The 24,088-nt window shown below is 73.6% G+C and carries 18 protein-coding genes; 13 read left to right on the forward strand and 5 right to left on the reverse strand.

The window, feature by feature from the left end; all coding sequences use genetic code 11:
- Positions 1-325 precede the first annotated feature (325 nt).
- The 5 genes from SCA03_RS37130 (at position 326) to SCA03_RS00800 (ending at position 5,233) form a co-directional block, all read left to right on the forward strand.
- Positions 326-3,082 carry an ATP-binding protein gene (locus SCA03_RS37130; RefSeq protein ID WP_230988422.1) on the forward strand — a complete coding sequence of 919 codons (2,757 nt, stop codon included), beginning with the start codon at positions 326-328 and terminating at the stop codon, positions 3,080-3,082.
- 32 nt (positions 3,083-3,114) lie between these two features.
- Positions 3,115-3,543 (forward strand): roadblock/LC7 domain-containing protein, encoded by a 429-nt coding sequence (locus tag SCA03_RS00785; RefSeq protein WP_141275157.1) that lies wholly within the window; start codon positions 3,115-3,117, stop codon positions 3,541-3,543.
- Positions 3,544-3,611: 68 nt separating this feature from the next.
- Positions 3,612-4,025 carry a DUF742 domain-containing protein gene (locus tag SCA03_RS00790; protein ID WP_371863881.1) on the forward strand — a complete coding sequence of 138 codons (414 nt, stop codon included), beginning with the start codon at positions 3,612-3,614 and terminating at the stop codon, positions 4,023-4,025.
- Positions 4,003-4,674: a GTP-binding protein gene (locus SCA03_RS00795; protein WP_030890697.1), complete on the forward strand. Its 672-nt coding sequence runs from the start codon at positions 4,003-4,005 to the stop codon at positions 4,672-4,674. The genes SCA03_RS00790 and SCA03_RS00795 overlap by 23 nt, the downstream gene beginning before the upstream one ends.
- On the forward strand, positions 4,625-5,233 hold the full coding sequence (locus tag SCA03_RS00800; RefSeq protein WP_086816822.1) for a GAF domain-containing protein: 609 nt from the start codon (positions 4,625-4,627) through the stop codon (positions 5,231-5,233). The genes SCA03_RS00795 and SCA03_RS00800 overlap by 50 nt, the downstream gene beginning before the upstream one ends.
- A gap of 9 nt (positions 5,234-5,242) precedes the next feature.
- Here SCA03_RS00800 and SCA03_RS00805 read toward each other — a convergent pair whose 3' ends face one another.
- On the reverse strand, positions 5,243-6,448 hold the full coding sequence (locus SCA03_RS00805; RefSeq protein WP_030890693.1) for an acyl-CoA dehydrogenase family protein: 1,206 nt from the start codon (positions 6,446-6,448) through the stop codon (positions 5,243-5,245).
- 399 nt (positions 6,449-6,847) lie between these two features.
- Here SCA03_RS00805 and lacZ point away from each other — a divergent pair, with 399 nt between their 5' ends.
- Both lacZ and SCA03_RS00815 read left to right on the forward strand, forming a co-directional pair.
- Positions 6,848-9,967: a beta-galactosidase, LacZ type gene (gene lacZ, locus SCA03_RS00810; RefSeq protein WP_230988423.1), complete on the forward strand. Its 3,120-nt coding sequence runs from the start codon at positions 6,848-6,850 to the stop codon at positions 9,965-9,967.
- Between the two features lie 40 nt (positions 9,968-10,007).
- Positions 10,008-10,940 carry an alpha/beta fold hydrolase gene (locus SCA03_RS00815; protein ID WP_030878917.1) on the forward strand — a complete coding sequence of 311 codons (933 nt, stop codon included), beginning with the start codon at positions 10,008-10,010 and terminating at the stop codon, positions 10,938-10,940.
- 66 nt (positions 10,941-11,006) lie between these two features.
- Here SCA03_RS00815 and SCA03_RS00820 read toward each other — a convergent pair whose 3' ends face one another.
- Complete coding sequence (locus tag SCA03_RS00820; protein WP_086816826.1) at positions 11,007-13,151, reverse strand: putative bifunctional diguanylate cyclase/phosphodiesterase; 2,145 nt, start codon at positions 13,149-13,151, stop codon at positions 11,007-11,009.
- Positions 13,148-13,966: an SAM-dependent methyltransferase gene (locus tag SCA03_RS00825; RefSeq protein WP_030890681.1), complete on the reverse strand. Its 819-nt coding sequence runs from the start codon at positions 13,964-13,966 to the stop codon at positions 13,148-13,150. Before SCA03_RS00825 ends, SCA03_RS00820 begins: the two co-directional genes overlap by 4 nt.
- A 269-nt stretch (positions 13,967-14,235) precedes the next feature.
- Between SCA03_RS00825 and SCA03_RS00830 the strand changes: the two genes are divergently transcribed.
- From SCA03_RS00830 to SCA03_RS00850, 5 genes are all read left to right on the forward strand, one after another.
- Positions 14,236-15,834, forward strand: a complete 1,599-nt coding sequence (locus SCA03_RS00830) for an ABC transporter substrate-binding protein (RefSeq protein WP_086816828.1) — start codon at positions 14,236-14,238, stop codon at positions 15,832-15,834.
- A gap of 41 nt (positions 15,835-15,875) precedes the next feature.
- Positions 15,876-16,877, forward strand: coding sequence for an ABC transporter permease (locus SCA03_RS00835; RefSeq protein ID WP_371863885.1), 1,002 nt, complete (start codon positions 15,876-15,878; stop codon positions 16,875-16,877).
- Positions 16,874-17,704 carry an ABC transporter permease gene (locus SCA03_RS00840; RefSeq protein WP_230988424.1) on the forward strand — a complete coding sequence of 277 codons (831 nt, stop codon included), beginning with the start codon at positions 16,874-16,876 and terminating at the stop codon, positions 17,702-17,704. The genes SCA03_RS00835 and SCA03_RS00840 overlap by 4 nt, the downstream gene beginning before the upstream one ends.
- Positions 17,705-17,814: 110 nt before the next feature.
- Complete coding sequence (locus tag SCA03_RS00845) at positions 17,815-18,753, forward strand: ABC transporter ATP-binding protein (RefSeq protein WP_086816853.1); 939 nt, start codon at positions 17,815-17,817, stop codon at positions 18,751-18,753.
- Entirely contained in the window at positions 18,750-19,517 is a 768-nt protein-coding gene (locus SCA03_RS00850; protein WP_086816830.1) for an ABC transporter ATP-binding protein, read from the forward strand. Before SCA03_RS00845 ends, SCA03_RS00850 begins: the two co-directional genes overlap by 4 nt.
- Before the next feature lie 155 nt (positions 19,518-19,672).
- Here SCA03_RS00850 and SCA03_RS00855 read toward each other — a convergent pair whose 3' ends face one another.
- Together SCA03_RS00855 and SCA03_RS00860 are read right to left on the reverse strand one after the other, a co-directional pair.
- Positions 19,673-21,031: a transglycosylase family protein gene (locus tag SCA03_RS00855; RefSeq protein WP_086816832.1), complete on the reverse strand. Its 1,359-nt coding sequence runs from the start codon at positions 21,029-21,031 to the stop codon at positions 19,673-19,675.
- Positions 21,032-21,403: 372 nt separating this feature from the next.
- Positions 21,404-22,207, reverse strand: a complete 804-nt coding sequence (locus SCA03_RS00860) for a DUF6227 family protein (protein WP_086816834.1) — start codon at positions 22,205-22,207, stop codon at positions 21,404-21,406.
- Between the two features lie 267 nt (positions 22,208-22,474).
- On the opposite strand from SCA03_RS00860, the gene SCA03_RS00865 reads away from it, so the two are divergent.
- On the forward strand, positions 22,475-24,025 hold the full coding sequence (locus tag SCA03_RS00865; RefSeq protein ID WP_086816836.1) for an FAD-dependent oxidoreductase: 1,551 nt from the start codon (positions 22,475-22,477) through the stop codon (positions 24,023-24,025).
- The last annotated feature ends 63 nt before the right edge of the window (positions 24,026-24,088 follow it).

Here is a 24,088-nt window from a genome sequence, read left to right on the forward strand (position 1 = left end):
GGTGGCGAGGGGTAGCGAATAGCTCGTCCCGGCCCAGCGGGGGTCACGGAGAGGGCTAGCGTTGCCACGGCTCGTCACTGCCACCCCAGAACTTCTTCACCCGGCCCACAAGTTCTCCGAGGACCCGATGCCTGAACCCCCGAGCTATCCGGCGCAGACAGGAAGGGGAACCTCCTCTCCCGCATCCGTTCCGTCCGCTGCGGCAGGTTCCGCCGTTTCCGTCGATTCCGCCGGTCCTGCTGGTCCCGCCGGGCGCACCCGGACGCCCGGCGCCCGGCGGCGGCACGGCAGGGCCCCGGCGCGTGAGAGCACCGGCGACGCGGCGGTGCGTCACCGGCTGGTGCGCCTCGCCGTCCTGCCCGCCACGCTGATCGCCGTCGTGGCGGCGGCCGTGGTCGCCTATGTGCTGCGGGTCGGCGGCGGCCTCGGCCCGGACGGTACGCCCGGGACCGCCGGCTCACCGGCCGCTCCCGTCTGGGGTGTACTGGCCGGCAGCCTGCTGCTGGTGTGCGCGGTCGTCGGCACGGCCGCCGCCCTCGCCTCCGCCGAGGCGCGGCGCACCGCCGAGCGCTGCACGGCACTGCGCCGCAGCCTGTCGCGCGGTCACAGCGAACTCCGGGCGATGCTGCGCCAGTTGGAGCGGGGTGAGCGTCCCGTGGCACGCACCGGGCTGCCGGAGGGCGAGCCCACCGGGGACGCGCTGGATCTGCTGGCCCACCAGACGGCGCACGCCCAGCGGGCCGCCGAGGACGCCGTCGCGGAGGCGGCGGCGCTGGTCCGCAACGCCTACAGCGGCAGCGAGGAGAAGGTCGAGGTCTTCGTCAACCTCGCCCGCAGGCTCCAGTCGCTCGTCCACCGGGAGATCGAGCTGCTGGACGAGCTGGAGAACGAGGTCGAGGACCCCGATCTGCTCAAGGGCCTCTTCCACGTCGACCATCTGGCGACGCGGATCCGGCGGCACGCGGAGAATCTGGCCGTCCTCGGCGGCGCCGTCTCCCGGCGGCAGTGGACGCGCCCGGTCGGGATGACGGAGGTGCTGCGCTCGGCCATCGCGGAGGTCGAGCAGTACCCCCGGGTGAAGCTGGTCCCCCCGATCGAGGGCACCCTGCGCGGGCACGCCGTCGCCGACGTGATCCATCTGCTGGCCGAACTCATCGAGAACGCCACGGTGTTCTCCGCCCCGCAGACGCAGGTCCTGCTGCGCGCCCAGTACGTCACCTCCGGCCTCGCCATCGAGGTCGAGGACCGCGGCCTGGGCATGACGGCGGACGAGCAGAACCATATGAACGCGGTGCTCTCCGAACCCGGCCGGATCGACGTCCCCGATCTGCTGCGGGACGGCAGGATCGGCCTGTTCGTCGTCTCGGCACTGGCCCGGCGGCACAGCGTGGTCGTCCAGTTGCAGAGCAACATCTACGGCGGCGTCCAGGCCGTGCTGGTGGTACCGCGCGAGCTGCTCGGTGAGGAGAGTGGCGGGGACGCGGGTGTGAGCGCGGGCGTCGGCGTCGGTGAGGGGACCCCGGGGCACGCGGTGCCGCCCGCGGGGAACGGGGCTCCGGCTGCCGGGAGTTCGGGGGACCCGGAGAACGTGGCGCCTGCCGGGGGCGTGGGGCGCTCCGGGGAGGTGGCTCCGCCCGGGAGCGCCGGGGGGTCGGGGAACGTGGCTCCGCCTGCTGGCAGTGCCGGGAGTGCTGCTCCGTCTGCTGGGAGTGCTGGCAGTGCCGGCAGTGCTGGGCGTACCGGGGGCCCGGGGGACACAGGGGACTCCGGCAAGGCCGGGGGCGTCGGTGATGCCGCGCACGTGGGGCGCGTCGGTGAGACGGGGCACGCCGCCGGGGCCGGGCACACCGGTGGTGCCGGGCACGTGAGGGAGCTCGGTGATGCCGGGCACGCCGGGCAGGTCGGCGGCGCGGGGCACACCAGCAACGCCGGGCATGCCGGGCACACCGTCAACGCCGGGCACGCTGGGCAGATCGGGGACTCGGAGCGTACCGGCAACGCTCGGCATGGCGGTGACGCAGGGCATGGCGGTGACGCCTCGAATCCCGGCGACGCCTCGCGCCCCGGTGACGCCGGGTACACCAGCGACGCGGGGAGCGTCGGGTACACCGACGGCGCGGGGCACACCGCCGACACGGGGAGCATCGGGTCCACCGGCTACCCCGGCGACGCAGGGCGCTTCGGGGATGCCGCGCACGCGGAGCAGGCCGGTAACGCAGAGCATGTCCGCGGTGCACGGGACAGCAGGGGCAGTGGGGGCGGCGGAGGCAGCGCGGGTGGTGGGCTCGCCGGGGAAGCCGTGGGTGGGGCGGTCGTCGGGCCGGTGGGGTTCGTCGGTGCGCCGGGTGGTCCCGGTGCCGGCCCCGGCGGGGCCTCCGCCGCCGACGTGCCGCAGGACGCCGTCGGGGACGCGCCGGGCACGGCCGACCCGCGGCCCGTCGGCGGGGAGCCCGTGCCGCGCCGCCCGTATCCGTTTCCCGCGCAGCCGTCGGCCGCCGCCCGGCAGGGCACGTCCGGCGTCCACGGCCGGGCGCCGCTGCCGCGGGAGGCGGCGCCACCGGAGGCCTCCGCTGCCGGGGCCGCCGCGCCGCTCCCCGAGGAGGCGGCGCCCGGCCCGGTCGACGACTCCGGCCGGCCGCGGCTGCCCAAGCGCCGTAAGCAGCAGCACATCGTGCCCGAGCTGCGGGAGCCCCCCGCCTGGGTGGCGGCGGCCCGTGCCGGTACGCCGTACGGCGCCGACAGCGCGGACGAGGGGCACGACCCCGGGCTGATGGCGGCCTTCCGCCGGGGCACCAGCCTCGCCGACGAACTCCCGGACGAGGCACCGGAACCGGGCGGCGATCTCCCCGTGGACCGCGCGGACGTCCCCGCGGCTCCGCACGCCGACGCGACCGCGGGCCCGCGCCCCGACGAGCCCGGCACGGGCCCGGTCGCCCGGCACCGCCGTACCGGCGGCCCGGGCCCCGCCGGTGCCGACCGGCCAGCTCCCTCGTCGGCCTCGTCGGCCTCGTCGGCCCCGCCGCCCCCGCCGTCCTCGCCGTCCCCGGCCACCGAAGGGGACGCCTCCCGCCCCGCTCGTTAGCGTGGCCCGCCCTCAAGGAGAACGACACGATCATGGTGAGCGAAGCCCCCGTCGGGCACAGCACCGACCTCTCCTGGCTGTTGACCAACCTCGTCCAGCGCGTGCCGCACGCCGACAGCGCCATCCTGCTGTCCTCCGACGGACTGGTGAAGGCGGTGCACGGCCTGGAGCCGGACACCGCCGACCACATGGCCGCCCTCGCCTCCGGCCTCTACTCGCTGGCCCGCAGTGCGGGTGTACGGCTGGGGGACGGCGGTCAGGTGCGGCAGGTCGTGGTCGAGCTGGACACCTCCCTGCTGTTCGTCTCGACCGCCTGTCAGGGCGCGTGCCTGGCCGTGCTCGCCGGGCGCGAGGCGGACGCCGCCGTGCTGGGCTACGAGATGACGATGCTCGTCAAGAGCGTCAAGCCGTACCTCGGTACGCCGCCCCGGCGGCCGGCCGGGCACCGGGGCTCCGCGTGACCCCTCCCGCGGGACCTCCCGCGGGTTCTCCGCCGGGTCCTTCCCCGGGCACCGGGCTGCCCCGCCGGGTGTCCGCCCGCCCCAAGCCGCGGGCGGACGCCGCCGGTGTCCTGGGCGCTCCGCCGCTGCTCGACGGCGCCGCCGGCCGGCTGGTGCGGCCGTACACGGTCAGCGGGGGGCGCACCCGGCCGACGGCCGACTTCGATCTGATGACGCTGGTCATGGCGACCGGTGACCGGCCGCAGGGCTATCTCGGGCCGGACCACACCCGGGTGCTGGGGCTGTGCCGCGGGCCGGTGTCGGTGGCCGAACTCGCCGCGCAGATACGGCTGCCGGCCGTTGTCACCAAGGTCCTGCTGTCGGATCTCGCCGACTGCGGGGCGATCCGTGCCCGGGCGCCCGTGCGCGCGCCGCTGGGCCCGGACCCGACCGATCGAGAGCTGCTGGAGGCGGTGCTGGATGGGCTCCGTAGACGACTCTGAGACGTGCGCGGCGTCCGGCGGCGCCCCCGGGCCGTGGGACGACGAGGGGCCCGTGTTCCCCACCGCGCTGAAGATCCTGGTCGCCGGTGGTTTCGGGGTGGGCAAGACGACCTTCGTCGGTGCGGTCAGCGAGATCGCGCCGCTCAGCACCGAGGAGCTGCTCACCCAGGTCAGCGCCCGCACGGACGATCTGTCGGGGGTGGAGCAGAAGACCACGACCACCGTGGCCATGGACTTCGGACGCATCACCCTGAGCACCGAACACGTCCTCTACCTCTTCGGCACCCCCGGGCAGGAACGCTTCTGGTTCCTGTGGGACGAGCTGTCCGAGGGCGCGCTGGGCGCGGTGGTGCTGGCGGACACCCGCAGGCTCGAACACTGCTTCGCCGCCGTGGACTTCTTCGAACGCCGGGGCATCGGATTCGTCGTCGCCGTCAACGAGTTCGACGGTTCCCACCACTACGACCCGGAGGAGGTCCGTGCCGCCGTCGACCTCGAACCCGAGGTGCCGGTCGTGCTGTGCGACGCACGGCAGGCCGCCTCGGGCACCCGTGTCCTCGTCACCCTGGTCCAGCATCTGATCGACACCTGGAGTCCCCATGCCTCCGACCTCGTACGACCCGACCAGCCATCTGCTCCTCACCCCTGAGGACACCGAGGCGCCGCGCCGTGTGGTGCGGCTGCGCGCGCTGGGCCTGGGCGAGGCGCCGGTACCCGAGTTCGACGAGTTCGCGCGCCGGCTCGCCGGTGTGACCTCGGCGCCCTTCGCGATGGTCAACTTCATCGACGAACACCGCCAGTACTTCGCGGGCCTGTACACCCCGGCGGACGGCCGGGCCGTCGAACTCGACCCCTCGGTACGGCCGACGGCGCGCCCCGGCCGGGTCATGGCCCGCGACCACGGGTACTGCCCGCACGTCGTCGTCCGCCGCAAGGCGCTGGTGCTGGAGGACGTGTGCGACTATCCGCGCTTCGCCGGCAATCCCGTCGTCGACGAGATCGGCATCCGCTCCTATCTCGGCGCGCCCCTCATCGACCGCACGGGCATGACGCTGGGCACGGTGTGCGTGGTGGACCGGGAGCCCCGGCCCTGGGGGCGCCAGGGGCTGGAGACCATCAAGGCGATGGCGGCGGAACTGGTGGAGCGGATCCACCGCCGGGAGGACGCCGGGCGGTCCGGGCGAGAGGACCTCAACGCCGGAGCGTGAGCGCGGTGTTCACAGCGCGGGGGTCGGCTCCTCGGCGCGGACGAGGTCGGCCAGCCGGTCCGACCAGGAGCCCTTGGCGGTGCCGAGCGCCAGCTCTCCCAGCCGCAGCAGCTGGATGTCGGAGGTGCCCGCCGGGGCGAAGATGTGGTGCGCGTCGCGCAGATAGCGCTCGATGGGCCGGTCGGTGAACAGGCCGCAGGCGGCGTGGATCTCCATCGCGTTCCGTGCGGAGTCCAGCGCGGACTCGACGTTGACCAGCTTGGCGTTCATCAGTTCCGCGTCGCAGGGCTCGCCGCGGTCCAGCAGATGGACCGCGTGGTAGGCGGCCAGCCGTGCGGTCATCAGCCGCGACTGCATCTGGCCGAGCTTGAGCTTGATGTTGGCCAGATCGCCCAGCGGTGCGCCGTAGCGGCGGCGCTCCGCGCAGAACGCCGCGGTCTCGTCCACGAGGGCCTGGTGGATGCCGAGTGCGACGGCCGTCAGGTTCGCCCTGCCGTACAGGACGCTGGAGGAGTAGGCGACGGCGAGCCCCTCGCCCTCGGCGCCGATCCGATGGGCCGCCGGGACACGGCAGTTGTCCAGGATCAGCTCCCCGAAGCCGAAGCCGTGCAGGCCCATGGTGGGGCGCTCGGGCGCCGCCACACAGCCGGGGCGGCCGGACTCCACGAGGAACGCCGACAGCCCGCGCGCTCCCGGCCCGGTCCGCAGGACGACCCCGTGCAGATCGCCGACATGGCTGTTGCCGACGTACACCTTGCTGCCGTTGAGGACGTAGCTGTCGCCGTCGCGTACCGCGCTGCCGGTCATACCGAGCACATGGCCGCCGGCGCCGGCTTCGGTCACCGCGATCGTCGGCAGACAGCTGCCGGAGGCGATGGCCGGCAGCCAGTCCTTCTTCTGTGTCTCGTCGCCGAAGTGCAGGATCTTGGCCACGCCGAGCTGGGACGCCTGCACCATGGCCCCCATCGCGCCGCTGTGCCGGGACAGCTCCTCGATGATCACGGTCTTGGCGACATGGCCGGCGCCCATCCCGCCGTAGGCGCGGGGGATGGTCGCGCCGATCCACCCCCGCCGGGCGATGCGCCGGGACAGATCGCGGCAGACCGCCCGCGACCGTTCCATCTCCGCGACCCTGGGGCGCACTTCCCGGTCGGCGAACTCCCGCACCTCGGCACGCAGACGGGTGTGCCGTTGTTCCGTGAAGTATCGGTCCATGAGCTCTCCTCCCCGGGCACCCCCGCGCGGGAAGGGCCGGCGGAGGGTGCGGAACTGCGTTCTCGGCTGAGCCGGTGGTGCATGGCGACGGGGTGGTGCCTGCTGGTGACGCCGCGTCACCCGGGAAGCATTACCCAGGGGCATAGCCGCGCTACCCCGATATCACGGCGTATATACGGCAGATTTCTCTCCGCCAAGAGGTGCACGGCTGAGGGAAGTTGTGCGAAAGCGTTGATGTCTCTTTGGCTCTGTGGTGTCTTGTGGAACATGGCAGCGAAGTCATGGGCACGGCGGAGTTTTCTGACGGCGAGTGGCGGCGTACTGGCAGGGTGGGCCGCCCTGAGAGAGCAGAAGGCGGCGTTCGCCGCGACAGCGCGGAAAGGGGGGAGGGGCGCCCCGGTGAGCGGTCGGGAGTGGGACGCGGATCCGACCGTTTTCCAGGTCAACCGCGAACCGGCGCGCACGGCGCTCGTGCCGTACCGCGACACCGCCTCCGCGCTCCGGGGGAGACCGGCCGGCTCCCCGGGCGCGGACGGCGCCCACGGCTCCCACGGCGTCCACAGCTCCCACAGCTCCCCCTACTACCGCTCGCTCAACGGCACCTGGCGCTTCCACTGGGCGGAGAACCCCGACAAGAGACCCGACGGTTTCCACCGCCCCGACTACGACGACAGCGGCTGGAGCGGGCTGCCCGTTCCGTCGAACTGGGAGATGCACGGCTACCGGGAGCCGATCTACCTCAACGTCCCCTATCCGTGGACGGGTTACGAGAAGCCCGAGCCCCCGCGGGTCCCCAAGAAGTTCAACCCCGTCGGCTCCTACCGGCGGGACTTCACCGTGCCGGGGAACTGGAAGGGCCGGCGCACGCTGCTGTCCTTCCAGGGCGTGAAGTCCGCCTTCTTCGTCTGGGTCAACGGCGAACAGGTGGGCTACAGCGAGGACAGCTACACCCCGGCCGAGTTCGACATCAGCGGACATCTGCGCGAGGGCCGCAACACCCTGGCCGTGCAGGTCTACCGGTGGTCCGACGGCAGCTGGCTGGAGGACCAGGACATGATCGACCTGTCCGGGATCTTCCGCGACGTGTACCTGTACGCGGTGCCCCGCGTCCACGTGGACGACGTCGAGGTCCGCACCGGCCTGGACGAGGCGCTCACCTCCGCTGATCTGACCGTCCACGTCCGGCTGCGCAACACCCTGGACTCCGGCGCGGCGCCGGAGCACACCGTCACCGCGAAGCTCTACGACGCGGACGGCGGCGAGGTGGACACCGGCCCGCTGAAGGGCGCCGCGCAGCCGCCGGCGGGCGGCACCGCGAAGCTGGAGCTGCGCGGCCGTGTGCGCCGGCCCGCCCTGTGGTCGGCCGAGAGCCCGAGCCTGTACACGCTCGTCCTGACGGCGCACGGGCCCGACGGCGCCGGGACGGAGGTCCACCGGGTGCGGTTCGGCTTCCGGCGGATCACCTTCGGCCCGGGGAAGCTGGAGATCAACGGCAAGCCTCTGGTGTTCGCCGGAACCAACCGGCACGAGTCCGACCCCGTGCACGGGCAGGCCGTGCCGGAGGAGACGATGCTGCGCGATGTGCGCCTGATGAAGCAGTACAACATCAACGCCGTGCGTACCTCGCACTATCCGGACTCGCCCCGCTGGCTGGAGCTGTGCGACGAGTACGGGCTCTACGTCGTCGACGAGGCCAACCTGGAGACGCACGAGGTACGCGACCATCTGCCCGGCTCGCTCGCCGAGTGGCGGGAGGCGTGTGTGGACCGGGCACGCAGCATGGTCGAGCGCGACAAGAACCACGCCTGCGTGGTGATGTGGTCGCTGGGCAACGAGGCCGGCGGCGGCGACGACTTCGCGGCCATGGCCGACTGGATCCACGAGCGGGACGACAGCCGCCCCGTGCACTACGAGGGCATGAACTCCGTGGCCGACGTGGAGAGCCGGATGTACGCGCCGCCGGCCGAGGTCGAGAAGTACGGGAAGTCCGGCAATCCGAAGCCGTTCCTGCTGTGCGAGTACGCGCACTCCATGGGCAACAGCACCGGCAACTTCCGCGAGTACTGGGACGTCTTCGACAAGTACCCCAATCTGCACGGCGGCTTCATCTGGGACTGGGTCGACCAGGCCATCACCCGACCCGTGCCCGGCGACTCCTCCCGCACGTACTTCAGCTACGGCGGCGACTGGGTGCCCGGCTACCCGACCGACGGCAACTTCTGCTGCAACGGCGTCGTCGGCCCGGACCGGGCGCCGCACCCCGGGCTGCACGAGGTCAAGCACGTCTACCAGCCCATCGCCTTCTCCGGTCCGAAGGCCGCCGAGGGCGAGGTGCGGATCGCCAACGACCAGCAGTTCACCGGGCTGGAGGGGTACGAGCTGCGCTGGGAGGTGACGCGGGACGGCGAGCGGGTGCAGCACGGTCGGGCCCGCCCGCCGAAGACGGAGCCGGGCGGGCGGAGCACCGTACGGCTGCCGTTGAAGCGGCCGGCGCGTCCCCGGCCGGGCGCCGAGTACTGGCTGAACCTGTCGCTGGTGCTGCGCGAGAGGACCCGCTGGGCCGACGCGGGCCACGAGGTGGCGAGCGGCCAGCTCCAGCTCACCGACTGGCAGGCGCCGGCGCCCGGCGAGCCGGACCCGGGGAAGCTGCCGCCCGTCGAGCACGAGGAGACCGACGAGCGGATCACCGTCACCGGCAGGGACTTCACCGTCGTCGTGGACAAGCGCACCGGCACCCTGAGCGACTTCCGGGTCAAGGGCACGCGGCTGCTGACCGAGGGGCCGGTGCCGTGCTTCTGGCGCGGGCCGACCGACAACGACATCGGGCGCAAGTACCACGAGGAGGCGAAGACCTGGAAGAAGGCCGGGGCCGAGCGCACCGTCGAGGAGGTGCGGGCGAGCGCCGAGGGCGACTCCGCCGTACGGATCGAGGTGCGCGCCACGCTGCCCACCGCGCCGGCGGCCTCGGCCTGGACGACGGTGTTCACCGTGCGCGGCGACGGCGAGGTCCACGTCGCGCACACCCTGGAGCCCGGCACCGGCCTGCCCGATCTCCCGCTCGTCGGCGCCCTGTTGACGCTGCCGAAGGCGTACGGGGAGTTCGGCTGGTACGGGTGCGGTCCCCAGGAGAACTACCGGGACCGCCGGACCGCCGCGTACGTCGGCCGGTACCGCTCCACGGTGGAGGACCGGTTCACGCCCTATGTGCGCCCGCAGGAGTGCGGCAACGTCACCGGGGTGCGCCACGCCTCGCTCACCGCCAAGGACGGCACCGGGCTGCGGGTGACCGCCGACGGCGACGGCCATCTGGAGCTGCGCGCCCTGCGGTACACGCCGGACGACCTGGACGGGCCGAAGCACCCGCACGAGCTGAAGCCCCGCGAGGCGACGGTCCTCGCCGTCAACCACCGCCAGATGGGCGTCGGCGGCAACGACTCCTGGGGCGCTGCCCCGCTGGAGCAGTACCTCCTTCACGCGGACCGGACCTACCAGTACGGTTACCGCCTGCGCGCGGAGTGATCCGCGCGGCCGGACCAGGTGAGCGGCGAAGGGGCTGGATGTGACGCAGCGGCACGACGACTTCACGACGGTGGCGGACGGGACCCGGGTGGCGACCTACACCTGGCTCCCCGAAGGGGACGTACGCGCCCTCGTGCAGATCGCCCACGGCGCCGCCGAACACGCCCAGCGCTACGACAGGTTCGCCCGCCATCTGGCCGGCAGCGGCTTCGCCGTCGTGGCCTCGGACCACCGGGGCCACGGCGCGACCGCCCGGGAGACCGGGGGCTACGGCGCGGTCGGTGCCGAGGGCTGGCGCACGACCGTCGCCGACCTGAAGGAGATCGGCGACCGGACGCGTGCCCGGATGCCCTCCGACGCGCCGTACTTCCTCCTCGGCCACAGCATGGGCTCCCAGCTGGCCCGGGACTGGGCGCAGGAGTACGCCGCCGACACGGGCATCGCCGGGCTGGTCCTCTCCGGCACCTTCCGTTCGCTGCCCTTCAGCGAGCCCGAGAGCGACATCCGGCGGCTGGAGGCGGAGATCGAGAGCGGCGGGCGCGACGCCGTCTCGCAGTTCGTGCCCGAGCTGTTCGGCTCGTTCAACGACCCCTTCGCACACCGCACCGGCTACGAATGGCTCTCCCGGGACCCCGCCGAGGTCGACGCCTACGTCCGGGACGAGCGCTGCGGCTTCCCCTTCGGTGCCGGCCTCTCGCTGGACTGGGTGCGCGGCGTGCGCAAGATCAACGACCCGGAGCAGTTCGCCCGCATCCCGCGGGAGCTGCCCGTGCACATCGCCGTCGGCGAGCTGGACCCGTGCCACCAGGGCCTGACGCTCGTCCACGAACTCCTGGAGGACTTCCGCTACCGGGGGCAGCACGATCTGAGCTGGCACGCGTATCCCGGCGCGCGGCACGAGATCCTCAACGAGACCGACCGGGACCAGGTGCAGGCCGATCTGCTGGAGTGGTTCGAGAGCCACCTGGGCTGAGCCCCTCCGGGAGCCGCGCGCCGGGCGCCGGGGGAGCGCGCCGCGCGGGCGGCCCGGCGGCGGCCGTCAGGAGGTCGCCCACTCCCGGGCGAACTCCGTCGCGGAGGACGGGCGGGCGTAGTACCAGCCCTGGGCGGTGTCGCAGCCCAGCTCGCGCAGCTGGCCCGCCTGGTGCTCGGTCTCCACGCCCTCCACGGTGACGGCCAGGCCCAGCGCGTGCGCCAGCGAGACGATGCCCTCGACGAAGGTGACGTCGACCGGGTCCGCCGGATGGCGCTGGAGGCCCTGGGTGAAGGAGCGGTCGAGCTTCAGCGTGGTGGCGGGCAGCTTGCGCAGATTGGCGAGGTTCGAGTAGCCGGTGCCGAAGTCGTCCAGCGCGATGTCCACCCCGAGTTCGGCCAGTTGCCACAGCGGCTTCAGCTCGGCCTCGTCCGCGCTGATCAGGGCGCTCTCGGTCACCTCCAGGCAGAGCGCGGAGGGCTCGACGCCCGCGGCCTCCAGCACGGCGATGGTGTCCGGCACCAGATCGGGGTGGTGCAGCTGGCGCGGGGAGAGGTTGACGTTGACCCGCAGCGGCAGCCCCGAGGCCCAGGTGCAGGTCTGGGCGACGGCCTGCTCCAGCACCCAGCGGCCCAACGGCACGATGAGGCCGGTGTGTTCGGCCAGCGGGATGAAGCGGTCCGGGCCGAGCCTGCCGTGCACCGGATGCGCCCAGCGCACCAGGGCCTCGGCGCCGTCGACCGTGCCGTCGCTCATCCGGATCAGCGGCTGGAACTCCAGGAAGAACTCGTCGCGTTCGAGCGCGGCCGGCAGATGCGTGGTGAGGCTGTGCCGGTCTATGGCACGCGCGTCGGAGTCGGGGTCGGCCACCTCGTAGCGGTTGCCGCCGGCGTCCTTCGCCCGGTACATGGTGATGTCGGCGCTGCGCATCACCTCGGCCGGCTCCAGCTCGCCCGAGGGGCCCTCGACGATGCCGATGCTGGCGCGCACCGACAGATCGCGCCCGTCCACCGAGATCGGGGTGGCCAGCGTGGCGAGCGCCGCCCGCGCCAGCGAGGTGACCTCCTCGCGGCCGTCCGGGTCGGAGATCAGGATCACGAACTCGTCGCCGCCGATCCGGGCCACCAGGTGCGCGGGCGCCGCCGTGCAGGACTGGAGGCGTTCGGCGACGGAGACCAGCAGCTGGTCGCCGACGGCATGGCCCAGGCTGTCGTTGACGGTCTTGAAGCCGTCGATGTCCAGGTAGCACAGCCCGAAGCGCCGTGCGCCGCTGCCCGCGGTGAGGATCCGCTCCAGCCGCTCGGCGAACAGCGTGCGGTTGGGCAGGCCGGTCAGCTCGTCGTGGGTGGCCTCGTAGCGCAACCGCAGGTGCAGCAGGCGGCGTTCGGTGATGTCCTCCATGAGCGCGAGCTGGTACCGGGGCTCGCCCTCGGCGTCGCGCAGCAGCGAGAGCGTCAGATTGGTCCACAGGACGGTGCCGTCCGGGCGCTGGTAGGGCTTCTCGACACGGAAGTGGTCGCGCTCGCCGCGGGCGAGTTCGCGGTGCAGGCGCCACACCTCCGGGGCGTCGTCCGGGTGCACCCAGTCGTTGATGTTGCGCCGGCACATCTCCTCGACGGTGTGGCCGAACATCCGGGCGAGCGCGCCGTTGGCGTCGCGCAGCCGGCCGTTCATGTCGGCGATGCCGATGCCGATCGTCGCGCCCTCGAAGACGGCGCGGAACCGCGTCTCGGACGCGTGCAGCGCCTCCTCGACGGCCGACTGGGCCGCCAGCGCGGCGCGGGAGAGCGCCTCCTGCTCGGCCAGGGTCCGCTCGCGCACCGCCCGGGTGAAGCCGGCGGCGATGGCGTGCTGGAGGCGGGCGCAGCGCGAGCGGGCCTCGTCGACGGCGAGGAGCCCGTGCGGGCTGCCGTACAGCACCAGATAGGACTCGACGACGCCGAGGATGTGCGGCAGTGCGTCCGGGCTGGTGCAGTGCGCGGCGACGAGGGCCTCGCCCACCTCGCGGCCGGGTGCGGGGGAGAACGGCTGGGTGTGCAGGGCCTCGGACAGGGTGCGGACCAACGGGTGGAGGAAGTCCTCCAGTTCGGCCCGGGTCATCGAGGTCTGGGTGGCCGGGTAGACCGCGCGGCTCCAGATCCGCGCGAACCGGCGCAGTCCGTCGTCGGCTCTGTCGTCGTCGAGCTCCGTGTGCTCGTGCGAGGGGGTCACCCGGCACGTCCCGCCTTGTGCCCGACGCCCGCCAGGGAGCAGAAGGCGACGGCATCCTCCTCCTCGGGCGGGGTGTCCGGGTGCCACTCGGGCACCGGGACCAGCCCCGGCTCGACCGGCTCGAAGCCGTCCAGGAAGCCCGCGACGGCCTCCCGGGTGCGCGCCACCAGCGGGAAGCCCGCCGCTCGGTAGACCTCCCGCAGTGCGCTGCCGTCCCGGCGCGGGCCGCCCTCGGGAAAGCCGTGGGAGAGGACGAGCAGGCTGCCGGGCGGCAGCGGCGCGGCCAGCTCGGCGAGCTTCTTGTGCGGCTCGTCCCGGTCCTCGATGAAGTGCAGCAGGCCGACCAGCAGCAGCGCCACGGGCTCGCCGGGCTCCAGGAGTTGCTCGACCTCGGGGCTCTCCACGATGTCCTGCGGGGCGCGGAAGTCGGCGGAGACGACGGCGGCGTCGCGGTTCCGCTCCAGCACGGCCCGGCTGTGCGCGACGGCCACCGGGTCGTTGTCGACGTAGACGACCTGTGCCCGCGGGGCGGTCCGCCCGGCGATCTCGTGGACGTTGCCGAAGGTGGGGATGCCCGAGCCGATGTCCAGGAAGCGGGTCACGCCGCGGGAGACGGCGTAGCGGACGGCGCGTCGCAGGAACGCACGGTTGGCCTGTACCGCCTTGGGCAGCCCGGGCCACGCCTCGACGGCCCGCCGGGCGGTCTCCCGGTCGACCTCGAAGTTGTGCGAGCCGCCGAGGTAGAAGTCGTACATCCGCGACACGCTCGGCACATCGAGGTCGATGCCCTGTGGGGCCCAGGCGGGACGTTCCATCGAGGGGTCTCCAGCTCGCTGAATTCACCGGGGAGTTCCGGTACGGGCCCATGAGGCTACTGACCCGGGAGCGGCGCGCGGAAGGAATTGGCGATTCGGCGGCTTGATCTTGTCTCCGGCCGCGGGAGGTATCGGGGCATACCACTCCGGCGTGTGCCCGTCCGGCTCCGGGTGCGTCCGCACCTGCGCGGAGGGCGAGGTTCCGCCCCATGATTTAATTGCGAGTCGTTCGCAAGAACGTGTGATCTTTAACAAGGAGTGTGTCACACATGACTGCCCGGACTGTACGCACGACCACAGCAGCCGCGGCGGCCGTCGCGGTGCTCGCGGGTGCGGCCGCCTGCTCGAAACCGAGCGACTCGGGCGGTTCGGGCGGCGGCACCGACGCGGTGACCATCGGTGTCGCACAGGAACCGGAGACGCTCAGCCCGCTGTTGGGCTACGGCCGTGAGGGAAACTCGAAGATATTCGACGGACTTCTGCGGCACGACGCGCAGATGCGGCTCGAACCGGCCCTCGCGACGAAGCTCCCCGAGGTCACCGACGGTGGCAAGACCTACACGTACAGCCTCCGCAAGGGCGTGAAGTTCAGCGACGGCAAGCCGTTCACCTCCAAGGACGTGGTCTTCACCTACCGGACCGTCCTCGACAAGAAGACCAACAACCCGTACAAGGACGATCTCGCCGCGATCGACCAGGTGCGTGCCGACGGCCCGCACAAGGTCGTCTTCACGCTCAAGTACCCGTACGCGGCCTTCGCCGAGCGGACCATCCTGCCCATCGCCTCCCAGGCCGACGCCGGCTCCGGCCAGGACGTCAACAACGGCCCGTACAACACCCGGCCGGTCGGCACCGGGCCCTACGTCCTCAGCAGCTGGCGCAAGGGCGAGAAGCTCAGCTTCAAGGCCAACCCGCACTACTGGGGCGGCAAGCCGAAGGTCAAGCGGTTCACCGTCGCCGTCATCGAGGACGACGACGTACGCGCCACCCGGCTGCGCTCCGGCGACCTGGACGCGGCCATCCTGCCGCCCAACCTGGCCAAGCCCTACGAGAAGGACGACGACAAGCGGGTCTTCGAGGCGAAGACCACCGACTACCGCGCCGTCTCGCTGCCCTCCGGCAACCCCGTCACCGGTGACAAGGCCGTCCGCCGCGCCCTCGATCTGGCCGTCGACCGGGACTCCATGGTCAAGTCCATCCTCAACGGCGCCGGCAAGCCCGCCTACGGGCCCGTGCCCTCCGACAGCCCCTGGTTCGCCAAGGGGACCGAGCGCGCACACGACCTCGGCGAGGCCAAGAAGATCCTCGACGCGGCCGGCTGGAAGCCCGGCAAGGACGGCATCCGCGTCAAGGACGGCAAGCGCGCCGCGTTCAAGCTGTGGTACTTCTCCGGCGACAAGCTGCGCAAGGACCACGCGCTGGCCTACGCCTCCGACGCGAAGAAGGCCGGCATCGACGTCAAGGTGCAGGCCGGCAGCCGCGAGGTCATCCGGCCCAAGCTCGACCACGACTCGATGCTGCTGGGCAACGGCTTCCCGCCCGACCCGGACTTCGACCTCTTCCCCGCGCTGCACTCCTCGCAGATCGGCAGCGGCTGGAACAACGTCGCCTCCTACGACGACGAGAAGGTCGACGAGGAGCTGGACGCCGGCCGCCGCACCAGCGACGAGAAGGCCCGCCACAAGGCGTACGACACCGTCCAGCGCGAGCTGCGCAAGAACCCGCCGTACACCTTCCTGACCACCATCGACCACGTCTACGTCGTCGACGACAAGTGGAAGGGCCTGACCACCCAGATCGAACCGCACGACCACGGCATCGGCGCCGGCCCCTGGTGGAACGTGCAGGACTGGCAGCCGAAGAAGTGACGCAGACGCAGAGCGAGCCGGCCGCGGCCGGCGGCCCGCCGGTGCCGCGCGGCCGGCGGCGGCTGTGGGGCCCGGCGGCGCGGCTGACCGGACGGCGGCTGCTGGCCGCCGTGCCGGTGCTGGCCGCCGTCACGTTCGGCGTCTTCGCCGTCGCCGCCGCCTCCCCGTTCGACCCCGTGCAGCAGTACGCCGGCGGGGGAGGGCTCACCGCCTCCCAGGACACGCTCGACCAGCTGCGGCACAACCTCGGCGTCGACGGGCCGTTCCCCGAGCGCTGGTGGCACTGGGTGACCGGGGCGCTCACCGGCGACCTCGGCGACTCCACCGCGCTGCGCCAGCCCGTCGCCCAGGTGATCGGTGAACGCCTGGGCTGGTCCGTGCTGTTGTGTGCCGTCGGCTTCGCCGTCGCCCTCGTGCTCGGCACGGTGCTCGGTGTGGCCGCCGCCCGGCGGCGCGGCGGCATGCTCGACCGCTGCGTCACCTCCGTCTCCTACGCGCTGGAGGCCGCACCGCCGTTCTGGATCGGGCTGCTGGGCATCTGGCTGTTCGCCGTCCGGCTCGACGTCCTGCCGGCCGGCGGGCTGACGGACACCGGGACCGACGCCGTCACCGCCGGCGGGCTGCTGAGCCATCTCGCCCTGCCCGCCCTCGTGCTGGGCGTCTCCCAGGTGCCGTGGTTCCTGCTGTACGTGCGCCAGGGCGTGGCCGACGCGCTGGAGGAGGACCCCGTGCGCGGTGCCCGGGCGCGCGGACTGTCCGAGCGCACCGTGCTGTTCGGGCACGCGCTGCGCTCCGGGCTGCTGCCGGTGCTCACCCTGGTCGGCTCCCGGGTGCCCGAACTGATCACCGGAGCCCTGCTCGTGGAGACCGTCTTCAGCTGGCCCGGCATCGCCTCGGCCACCGTCAAGGCGGCCACCGCGACGGACTTCTCGCTGCTGGCCGCGCTCACCGCGCTGGCCACCGTCGCCGTGCTCGCCGGGAACCTGCTCGCCGATCTGCTGTACGGGCTGGCCGATCCGCGCGTCGCCTGGGAGGAGATGTGAACGCCACGCGCACCGTGCGGGTGTACACCTCGGTCGGGCTGGTCGCCGCCGTCGTCCTGGCCGTGGTGTTCGTGCCGCTGCTCTTCCCCGTCGACGAACAGGCCGTCGACATGGCGCACAAGCTCCAGGCGCCCTCCCTCGCCCACCCGTTCGGCACCGACGACGTCGGCCGCGATGTGCTGCTGCGCTGTGTGTACGGGCTGCGGGTCTCGCTCCTCGTCGGCGTCGTCGCCGCGCTCGCCTCGACCGTCATCGGCACGGCGGTCGGCGCCGCCTCCGCCGCTGCCGGCGGGCGCGGCGACCGGCTGGTGATGCGCGTCGTCGACGTCTTCTCCTCCGTGCCGCACCTGCTGCTGGGCATCTTCATCGTGGCCATGTTCCGTCCCGGCGTCTGGCCCGTCGTCGTCTCCGTCGGGCTGACGCACTGGCTGTCCACGGCACGCATCGTGCGCGCCGAGGTGCTCTCCCTGCGCTCACGCCCCTTCGTGGACGCCGCGATATCCGGGGGCGCCTCCCGGCTGCGCGTCGCCGTCCGCCATCTGACGCCCGCCGTACTGCCGCAGGCCGGGCTCGCCGCCGTGCTCATGGTGCCGCACGCCATCTGGCACGAGTCCGCGCTCTCCTTCCTCGGCCTGGGCCTGCCCACCCACCGCGCCAGCCTCGGCAACATGATCCAGGACGCACGCGGCACCCTCCTGGCCGGTGACTGGTGGCCCACCCTCTTCCCCGGGCTGTTCCTCATCGTTCCCACCCTCGCCATCGCCGGCCTGGCGGGCGTGTGGCGGGAGCGCATCAACCCGCGCCGCCGATCGGAGCTGATGCTGTGAACCAGGCGCAGACCACGACCGCCCCCGGCCCCAAGACCGCCACCGAGCCGGGGCCCGCCCCGTCCGCCGAACCACTGCTGTCCGTCACCGGTCTCACCGTCCGCTTCCGGATGCGGGCCGGGCGGCAGGTCGCCGCCGTCACGGACGTGTCCTTCGGCCTCGCGCCCGGCGAGTGCCTCGCGCTGGTCGGGGAGAGCGGCTGCGGCAAGTCCGTGCTGGCCTCGGCCCTGCTCGGGCTGCTGCCCGGCAACGCCCGCACCGACGGCAGCGCCCTGCTGCACGCCCGCGGCGGACAGCCGCGCCTTGACCTGCTCACCGCCGACGAACCGACGCTCGCCCGGACGGTGCGCGGCCGCCGCGTGGGCCTCGTCCCGCAGAGCCCCGCCGGGCACCTGACACCGGTACGCACCGTACGGGCCCAACTCACCGAGACCGTCCGCGAGTTGCGCGGGCTGCGCGGCCCGGAACTGGCCGCCGCCACGGTGGCCGCAGCCGAGCGCGCCGCCTTCCCCGCCGACCATCTGGACCGCTACCCGCACGAGTTGTCCGGCGGTCTCGCCCAGCGCGCCGCCACCGCCCTGGCGCTCGTCGGGGACGCGCCCGTGCTCCTGGCCGACGAGCCCACCACGGGGCTGGACCGCGCGCTGGTGGACCGGACCGTCGACGAGCTGCGCGGCCACACGGCGGACGGGCGAGGACTGCTGATCATCACCCACGACCTCGCCGCCGCCGAGCGCATCGCCGACCGGGTCGCCGTCATGTACGCCGGACGCCTGGTCGAACTCGCCCCCGCCGCACGGTTCTTCGGCACACCGGGCCCCCGCCACCCCTACGCCCGCGGCCTGCTGGAGGCCCTGCCCGAACGCGCCTTCACCCCCATCCCGGGCATGCCGCCCGAGCTGGACGCGCTGCCGGCCGGCTGCGCCTTCGCGCCGCGCTGCCCCCGCGCGGACGAGCGGTGCGCCACCCGCCCCGAGCCGGACGACGGCCTCGCCTGCCACCACCCGCTGGTGCCGGCCGGGACCGCGAGCGAGGAGACCCACGCATGAGCGCCGCCGGGAACACACCGGGCGCGTGCGACCCGCCCGCCCTGCGGCTGAGCGGCATCACGGCCGGCTACGAGCGCCGCAGCCCGGTGCTGCGGGACGTCTCCCTCACGGTGCGGAAGGGCGAGGCCGTCGGGCTGCTCGGCCCCAGCGGCTGCGGCAAGTCCACCCTCGCCAGGGTCGCCGCGCTGCTGCACCGCCCCTGGGCCGGCACCGTCCACCTCGCCGGGCAGCCGGCCCGCGGCTGGCGGTACCGGGCCCCGCGCGCGCAGCGCACCTTCGCCGGCGTCGTCTTCCAGCAGCCCCGCACCGCGGCCGATCCACGGCTCACCCTGCACGCGCTGATCGCCGAACCGCTGCGGGCCACCGGACGCGCAGTCGAGGCCACCGACCGGGTGGGGCGGCTCGCGGACGCCGTGGGCCTCGGCCCGGAACTGCTCACCCGCCGCCCGCACGAGGTCAGCGACGGACAGCTGCAACGCGCCTGCGTCGCCCGCGCGCTCGTGCTCGACCCGGGCCTGCTCGTGTGCGACGAGATGACGGCCATGCTCGACGCCTCCACGACGGCCGCGCTCGTCACCGTCGTCGAGGACTACCGGGCCCGCACCGGAGCGGCGCTGCTGGCCGTCGGCCACGACCGGACCCTGCTGGAACGCTGGTGCGACCGCACGGTCGAGGCCGCCGGACTCGGCGCGCCGGACGAGCGGTCCCGTACACCGCGGGCCCGGGAGACGACCCCGGCCGGCACTCCGGCCTCCGGCACCTGACCGGTGACGGGCCACAGCGGCGGCACATCGACCCGACGACGAGCGGCGCCCCGTCCGACCCGTCCGACCCGACGACCGTGCCGGTCCGCGCCGCGCCCGGCCGGTGACGCGGTGCCCGGTGCGGCACCGTGCCGCCCGGCCGTCGGCCCCGCCGTTCAGATGCGGACGCCGCGCTGCCGGAGATAGGTGAGCGGATTGATGTCGCTGCCGTAGCCGGGGCCGGTGCGTACCTCGAAGTGCAGATGCGGCCCGGTGGCGTTGCCCGTGGAGCCCGAGCGGCCGATGCGCTGCCCGGTGTCGACGGACTGCCCGGCCCGCACCGAGATGGCCGACAGATGCGCGTACTGGCTGTACTTGCCGTCCGGGTGCCGCAGCACCACCTGGTACCCGTAGGCATCGGCCCAGCCGGCGGAGACGACCCGCGCCGAGGAGACGGCCTTGACGGTCGTCCCGGTGCCCACCGGGAAGTCCACCCCGGTGTGGTGTCCGGACGACCAACTGCCGCCCGCCGCGCGGTAGGCGGTGCTCGGCGCCACCCCGCTGACCGGGGCCGTGACCGCCGGGGCGCTCTTCTTCTGCGCCGCCTGCCGCTTGGCCGCGGCCCGCTCCTTGGCGGCCTTCTCCTCGGCGCCCTTCTCCTTGGCCGCCTTCTCCTTCGCCGCGCGCTCCTTCGCGGCCTTCTCCTTCGCGGCGCGCTCCTTCGCAGCCCGCTCCTCGGCCGCCTTCTGCGCCGCGGTCTTCGTCTGCGGCGGTGCGGCCTGCCGCTGCGGGGAAGCCTGCCGCTCGGGAGCCCGGTGACCGGTGTGCCCGCCGGCGGACGTCCGGCTGGAGCCGGTCATGCTCAGCCGCTGGCCCGGCAGGATCAGATCCGGGTCGTCGCCGACCGTGCTCCGGTTCGCGTCGTACAGGGACCGCCAGCCGCCGTCCACCCGGTGCGTGTCCGCGATGCCCGAGAGGGTGTCGCCGCCCACCACCTCGTACGTCGTCGGCTTCTTCTGCCGCTCGGCGGTCGCCTTCGCCGCCCGTTCCGCCCGGCCGCCCGCGGGCCGGGACCGCCGCGGCTCCTGCGCCGTGCGCTGCCGCGCCTGCGGGGCCGCGGCCGACCGCACGGCGGAGCCGGTGTCCGGGTCCGCCGCCGCCCGGGAAAGCCCGGCCCGGGGGCCGCAGTTGGGCCAGGCGCCCGCGCCCTGCCCGCGCAGCACCTTCTCCGCCACGGCGATCTGCTCGCCCTTGGTGGCCAGATCGGCCCGGGCCGCGTAGGCCGTGCCCCCGTACGCCTGCCAGGTGCTGCGGGTGAACTGGAGCCCGCCGAAGTAGCCGTTGCCGGTGTTGGTGTCCCACCGGCCGCTGCTCTCGCAGGCGGCGACCTTCTCCCAGGCGTCCTGCGGCGCGGCGTGTGCGACCTGTGCCGCCACGATGGGGATGGCGATTCCCGCACTGCCCGCCGTCAGCCGCAGGGTGACGCGTGCGGTGGAACGAGGCTTGCTGCGGCGGTGGCGCCCACGAGCGGACATGGCCGGTCCCTTTCGTTGTCTGGCGACCCACGGAAAGCTTGGCCGAGCCCGCTCACGATAGAGGCGCCGATTCCGGCCTCACAAGAGGCAGCCGGGGCGCTCAACCCCCGGCGCACGGGCGCAAGTTGGCGCACGGCGCGGTGTGCGCCGGCCGTCCGTGCGACCCCGTCGGCCGACGTCCGGGGACACGGGGGAGGCGTGAGCCGGGGACGACGAGAAGGCGGACGCGGGGACGGCATGGAAGCGGCGCGGGGACGGCATGGAAGCGGCGCGGGGACGGCGTGGAAGCGGACGCGGGACCGGCCGGGGCACCGGGGACGGGAGCCGCGCGCTACCGGTACCCCGCCGGAAGGCCGAGGGCGTCCGGCCCGTTCACAGATCGATGCCGCGCTCGCGGGCCATGCGCAGGACCGCCTCGTCCGCGACGGTCTCCTCCAGATACACCTCGCACACCAGCCGCCCGCTCCCGGAGAGGTTGTGCTCCAGCTCGTAGAGGCTGATCTCGCTGCCGTCCGCGAGGAGGAACGCGTGCTGGTACACCGAGCACCACACTCTTCCCCTGCTCTCCCAGGCCGACGGCCTCGGTACGTAGACGATGTCGTGGCCCAGCGCCGTCGCGAGGCGCCTGCGCACGTCCTCGCCCGGGCGGTCCGGGTTCTCGGCCCGGCGCAGCAGCCGGCGCGCATGGTCGGGCGAGTCCTCACCGGTGTAGGTGTGCGCCCCCTGCGCCGTCGTGTCCGGTGCGGACAGATGCCCGCAGGAGGACCGCGGCTCGGCCGGGCCCCGGCGCGCGGCCGGCTCCCCGCTCGCCGTGCTCCCGGGGCCGGTGCGCGGCCCACCGCCCATCCGGCGGTGCACCCGCTGCTCCGCGCGCCGCAGTTCGGCCTCGTCGGCGTACACCTCGCGCAGCTCGCCGCCGTGCTCCGGGTCGTCGTAGCACAGCTCCCACAGCACGGCGCTGCCGCCGTCGGCCAGCAGGAAGGCGTGCCGGAAACTGCTGCACCGCAGCGCGGGGCGGGGATTGTTGCGGTGCCGCCACCCGGCGAGTTCGACCTGGACCATCAGCGCGCTGTCCAGCCGCCGCAGCAGCGCATCCGGAACGTCGAACGGATTTCGCGCACGTGCCAGCAGCTCGCCCACGTGGTGGGCCGGCGTCAGGTGTTCTCCCTCGCTCATCGGCGAACCCTCCCGGCCTGTGGCTGGCAACCGATCGATCCCGCGGGCACACACGGTAGCGCCATGACTGCACTGTGCGGGCAGAAACCGGGGAAATGGCCCAAGAACCCCTCCCGACAAGACGGTTGACGCCCCTCGGGGCCGTCCGGCCGCGCACACGACCGCCGGCGGACCGCGCGCCCGCGCGGATGAGCGCCGGCCCAGCGGGAACCACACAGGCGACATCGGGGCACCGGGCGGGGCCCCGGAACCGGAAGGAGCGCACGGATGACGACGCTGCCCGTGGGTTACGAGTCGTACTGGATGCTCTCCGCCGCGGCGGCGCGCAGGCCGCCGCTGGAGCCGGGCAGCAGCCTGCGGGCCGATGTGGCCGTCGTCGGCGGGGGAGTGGCGGGCCTGTCGGCCGCCTGGGAACTGACCCGCGCGGGGCTGCGCGTGGCCGTCCTGGAGTCGGACCGGCTGGCCGCCGGCGTCACCGGCCACACCACGGCGAAGCTCTCCGCGCTGCACGGCCTGATGTACAGCTGGCTGCGCTCGGTCCGCGACGCCGAGGACGCCCGGCTGTACGCGTGCTCGCAGCAGGACGCCGTCGAACACGTCGCGGACGTGGCCGAAGAACTCGGCGTCGACTGCGAGTTCGAGCGGGTGCCGGCGCACACCTGTGTGGAGTCCGAGGAGCACGAGGACGAGATCCGCGCCGAGGCGAGCGCGGCGGCCGACGCCGGTCTGCCGGCCTCCTTCGGCACGGACACCGGTCTGCCCTTCCCCGTCCGCGCGGCCGTACGCGTGGAGAACCAGGCGCAGTTCCACCCGCGCAAGTACCTGCTGGGCCTCGCCGACGACATCGAGCGCCGCGGCGGTCTGTTGTACGAACGCACCCGCGTGGTCGGTCTGGACGAGGGCGAGCCGTGCCGGCTGGCCACCGAGAACGGCGCCGAGGTGGTCGCCCGCGACGTCGTCGTCGCCACGCACTACCCCGTGTTCGACCGGGCGCTGCTGTTCTCCCGGCTCGTCCCGCGCCGCGCACTGGTCATCTCGGCGCTGCTGCCCCAGGACGAGGACCCGGCCGGCACCTATCTGCTGCCCGAGCGCGGCACCCGCTCGGTGCGCACCGCGCCCTACCCGTTCACGCCCGGACAGCGGCTGCTGATCGTCACCGGGGAGACCTTCACGCCCGGCACCCGGGGCATCGGCAGCGTCGCCGCCCGCTACGAGCGCCTCGCCGCCTGGACCTACCAGCGCTTTCCGTCGGCCCGGCTCGCCCACCGCTGGGCGACCCAGGACAACGACACCACCGACCGGCTGCCGTACATCGGGCGCTTCCACCCCGCCTCGGAACACGCCTGGGTCGCCACCGGGTTCGGGGGCTGGGGCATGAGCTCGGGCGTACTGGCCGGCCGGCTGCTGAGCGCGCACATCAGCGGGGCGCCGCTGCCGCCCTGGGCACGGCTGTACGACCCGGTGCGGCTGCGGCCCCGCGAGGCACCCGCGCTGCTGCGCATACAGTCCGCCGTCGCCCGCCGCTACGTCGGCGACCGGCTGCGCCCCTCCTACGTCGACTCGGTGGACGAGATCGCCCCGGGCACCGGCGCGATCGTCCGTGTGGGCGGGCGGCGCTGCGCGGTGCACCGGACGCCCGAGGGAGAGCTGCGCGCCCTCTCGCCGCGCTGCACCCATCTGGGGTGCCTGGTGCGGTTCAACGACGCCGAGGCGGCCTGGGAGTGCCCCTGCCACGGCTCCCGGTTCGGCACCGACGGCGGCGTCATCCAGGGCCCGGCGACCCGGCCGCTGGAGCCGCGTGACCTCGGCGAGGAGTGAACGCGGGGCCGCTTGGACCGGGCGGGTGACCGGGCGGCGCCGACGGGCGGTGTGTGCCGGGAA

The sequence above is a fragment of the Streptomyces cacaoi genome, from assembly GCF_006539165.1.
Lineage (GTDB): Bacteria > Actinomycetota > Actinomycetes > Streptomycetales > Streptomycetaceae > Streptomyces > Streptomyces cacaoi.